Source organism: Paenisporosarcina sp. P5_A11 (assembly GCF_056400705.1).
Genome location: NZ_JBFUKT010000233.1, coordinates 1 through 4,218, shown reverse-complemented (window position 1 = coordinate 4,218; position 4,218 = coordinate 1). Strand labels below are relative to the sequence as shown.

5 protein-coding genes and 1 pseudogene are annotated in these 4,218 nt (G+C 37.8%); 3 read left to right on the top strand and 3 right to left on the bottom strand.

Translation table 11 applies throughout. The features are described 5' to 3' along the window. Positions 1-129, bottom strand: a 129-nt coding sequence (locus tag AC1DOS_RS18410; protein ID WP_477538673.1) for a DUF2642 domain-containing protein, incomplete at its 3' end; no start/stop codon positions are given. A 120-nt stretch (positions 130-249) separates the two neighbouring features. Further along, positions 250-674 (bottom strand): annotated as a pseudogene (locus AC1DOS_RS18405) (SRPBCC family protein). Positions 675-876: 202 nt separating this feature from the next. Here AC1DOS_RS18405 and AC1DOS_RS18400 point away from each other — a divergent pair. From AC1DOS_RS18400 to AC1DOS_RS18390, 3 genes are all read left to right on the top strand, one after another. After that, positions 877-2,049, top strand: a complete 1,173-nt coding sequence (locus tag AC1DOS_RS18400) for a M20 family metallopeptidase (protein WP_477538672.1) — start codon at positions 877-879, stop codon at positions 2,047-2,049. Between the two features lie 218 nt (positions 2,050-2,267). Continuing rightward, positions 2,268-2,660 (top strand): SPOR domain-containing protein, encoded by a 393-nt coding sequence (locus tag AC1DOS_RS18395; RefSeq protein ID WP_477538671.1) that lies wholly within the window; start codon positions 2,268-2,270, stop codon positions 2,658-2,660. A gap of 42 nt (positions 2,661-2,702) precedes the next feature. Further along, entirely contained in the window at positions 2,703-3,311 is a 609-nt protein-coding gene (locus tag AC1DOS_RS18390; RefSeq protein WP_477538670.1) for a DUF3298 and DUF4163 domain-containing protein, read from the top strand. Between the two features lie 101 nt (positions 3,312-3,412). Here the strand turns inward: AC1DOS_RS18390 and AC1DOS_RS18385 are convergent. Next, positions 3,413-4,218, bottom strand: an 806-nt coding sequence (locus tag AC1DOS_RS18385; RefSeq protein ID WP_477538669.1) for an ABC transporter permease, incomplete at its 5' end; no start/stop codon positions are given.

Sequence of the window (4,218 nt, the reverse complement as noted above, 5' to 3'; positions counted from 1 at the left end):
TCCTTTCACTGCACTATTATTTGATAACTGAACAACAATATTTTTTCCAATAATTGACGTTAATGTTTGATACACATACGGATCGTAACTGCTGACGTACTCCACCGATTGCTGTGGTTGACCATTCATTAAATTCACACTCCTTTCAATCAATAGTCATAGTGTATGGAAGAAGAAGTTTTATTGTGAATGCAGGTAATTCATAATTAAAGTTGGATTTTATTCATTCGAAATAGGTCTTTATTTCTGCTATTTCTTCAATTCACTCGCACGAGATACTAAAAAATTTCTCATATACTTTTCCAAAAACAACTTATCGGCTAGTTGTCCGATGATGCCAAAAGGAGATTTATATTCAAAAATATCCTTCATAATCGTTCCGTAGCCATTCTCAATAAATTCGTGTGTATGCGTAAAAGAATGAAAAGCATCTTTTACCATGACGTCAGTAAATGACTGTGGTTCTTCTATCTCCGAAATCTTGGCTGTTAATCTTTGTTTCACTCCCAAGTGACTTCATCACCCTTCTTCAAAAATCCCTCTGTAGTGCCATCGACTGCTCGTTCTTTCGTTTGAGATGTTGTCTTCGTATGGATTTCTACGTTGCGAGCAAAATCGAAACATACTTCGACTGGTGCTTCTATGTAAGTTTCGATTATTATGATTGGCACCATGAAAAACTCCTTTTTGCGAGCAATTTTCTACCATCCAATTTCACACGTTAATCAATAGGTCTCTCACTAAGGGTTTTGTTCTCCGTTTAAAGTCGAATTTTGCTCAGTTTTGTGAAACTTTGAAACTTCAATTGTTCTGCAGTATCCCTAATGTTATAATAACAAACATTCAAACTATTTCGACATTCGAAAGGAGCTTATTATGAAAAACCAATTATTCGAAAAACTGGATACTGCTTTTGAGGAAATGCAAATCATTCGCCGATATCTACATATGCATCCAGAAGTTTCTTTCCAAGAAACCAATACAGCAAAATATATACAAGATTTTTATGCTGAACTAGGTATTGATTTCACTCCAAATGTTGGTGGAAATGGTGTAGTTGCTCGTGTAAAAGGTGCACTACCCGGCAAAACTGTGGCTTTACGAGCAGACTTTGATGCATTACCCATCCAAGATGAAAAAGAAGTTGAGTACAAATCGACGATCCCAGGTGTTATGCATGCATGTGGTCACGATGGTCATACCGCTACGTTATTGGTTCTAGGAAGAACATTGCATGAAATGCGTGAACAACTATCTGGTGAGTATGTTCTTATACATCAACATGCTGAAGAGTATGCCCCAGGTGGAGCAAAACCGATGATAGAAGCCGGATGTTTAGAAGGTGTCGATGCGATTTTTGGAACTCATTTATGGTCATTGACTCCTGCTGGGACGATTGAATATCGCGTTGGGCCAGTAATGGCTGCGGCAGATCGATTCGAAATCACCATTCAAGGACGTGGCGGACATGGAGCAAGCCCCCACCAAACTAAAGATTCAATCGTCATTGGTGCTCAACTCGTCACAAACTTACAACAAATCGTATCTCGTCGCGTAAATCCCGTGGAATCAGCTGTATTGTCTGTTGGTTCATTCGTTGCTCACAACGCATTTAACGTAATCGCAGATTCGGCGAAGTTAATCGGCACAGTTCGCACATTCAACCCCGAAGTTCGTGACTTAATCGAAAAAGAAATGGAACGTGTTATACAAGGTACGTGTCTTACGAATGATTGCACATATGAATTCTTATTCGAACGCGGATATAACGCTGTCGTTAACCATGAAACTGAAACACAGTTCCTAAAAGAAGTAGCAGAACAAATACCCGGTGTTAGCGATGTTCTTGAATCTGACCAACACATGGGCGGTGAAGATTTTGCTTATTACTTAGAAAAGGTTCCAGGCACTTTCTTCTTCACTGGGGCTCAGCCAAAAGGTGAAGTATTCCCACATCATCATCCGAAGTTTGATTTTGACGAAGGCGCTATGTTAATCGCAGCAAAAACGCTAGGAGCAGCAGTTGTAGATTATCAAGAAGTAAAATAATAAGTTGCCCGACACCTTTTATCAGGTGTCGGGTTTTCTTTTTGTAACTTATTATCGAAATGGATATAAAGAGCCTTTAAGGATGACTTCATTAATAACAGGTTACTTTAAAATGAGCTATCTTTATCAGGAGAATGATTGACCATTGACCCATAATTCGAATAATCGAGGGTTATAGGCATATTATTAAAAAACAACTGTGTAATCGGAGGCTCAGAATGAGAAGGTCTAATAAAGGAGTATTGCTGCTAGGTTTCGCATTATTTTGTATTGTCGTCTTGGTTATTATCCTATCGTCCCTAACATCTGAATCTGACCAGGACCTTTACCTCCGTGATGTACAGGAGGTTGAAACCGTCACTAGTAAAATGATTGATGCAAACTTTCAACAGGAGCTCATTACTAAATTAAAAGATGAAGGATATAAACCTACCGGGAGTATTGCTTACACGATTTTTAGTTTGGATAAAAAAGAAATCACGATTGTTTTACATGGAATCGATACAAGCCGAAAAAAAGCTGAAAAATATATTGAGCAACTAACAAATCAACTTTCTACTTCTTTAGGTTTAGGTACGTTTAAAGTAAAAGTTGTAGAAGATAAGGACTAGGATCCAAAGAAATACCAATTACCTATTGGAAAGGATGTATACATGGACTTGCCAGTTTCAGTTGGCTACAAATCACTTCAAAAACAAACGCCAAAAGTTACCGTTTRTTATCCATTCGTAATAGGTTTGGCCAATCATCAGGCTGAATTAAAGATAAACTCAACCATTGTTTCTACATTAAATAAAACAATGATTGAGCTTGGGTATCATGATTCAAACCTTCAAGAGATGGTTGGAGAATTTGAAATCAAAACAAATGAAAGGAACATATTTAGTTTGACTCTAACTGTGTATTCGTTCACAGGTGGCGCACACGGCATGACCATAGTTAAATCCCTATCGTTTGATGTAACAACAGGGAAACAGTACGAATTAAAGGACTTATTCAAACCAGATAGTGATTACGTCACGGCTTTATCGTCAATTATTCAACAGAAAATTAAAGATTGGGAAATCCAACTTCTTGGTGAATTCACTAAAATTAGACCCGATCAAGATTTCTACCTTGCTGACCATTCCCTGGTTATTTATTTCCAACTCTATGAAATCACGCCCTACGTTTGGGGATTCCCATATTTCCCTATTCCCATCCTCGACATTCAAGATATCATTCAGCCAAATGGGCCGCTTGAAAAATTATTACCTTTTTGATTTATTAAGAATAACTTCAATTCACACGCTTAACGCTCAAATAATAATGGTCTCATACCCCTGAATCTATAGGGATATGAGACCATTTACTATTTTCATTATTATTTACTCATCCGTAAGGTAATCTCACTTACAATCAATACAACGATAGGCAATGCGTATAAACTTGCTTGCTCCACACCAACAATCACTAAAGTCACTAGCACAATCAAAGCTTGTAAAACTTGAACCACTCGCACCAGTTTTAAAATACCATTGTTTCTTGCATTTTCTGCAATTGGGAAAAGCATATCCATCCGGAATTCACTAGATGCTGACAGTGCTTGCTTGATTTGAATCGCAGAAGCAAATGCTAACGCTCCAACAAAAATCATCACAACAATAGGAATGCCAATAAATGCTGCACCTATAGCTGACAGTAAAGTTAATCGTAACCATAAGTAAAACGTATCATCAGTACGAACGAAAGTTCTGAATACTAAATAGTCTTGAGCATTCTTCTGATGACTTGGCACTAATCGGTACAATCCATTAAGCCATGGACGACGGTGAATGCTTCCTTGTATATGAGGTACATCTGTAAAATAATTAGCAAATCGATAGAAACGTAACATCCGATTTTGTTCCATTTTCACGAAGTGCTCATATGGGAAAGGTTGTCCTTTCAGTTGACGGCTCCAGGAAATAAAATAAAATACAACAGGTATAATTAGTAACAACATATACAATGGATTCATTGTAAAGGCACTAGCAAGTACAGCGATAGAAATAAATGCACGTACAATGCGATCTCCCCATACCCCTTGCCCTCGGTTCGCCCATCTGAATGCAAACTCTACTTGCACGTTCCACCATTTCAATAGCAACATAATGATAAATACAAGACCTAGTGTTTTAGGCTTTAGGC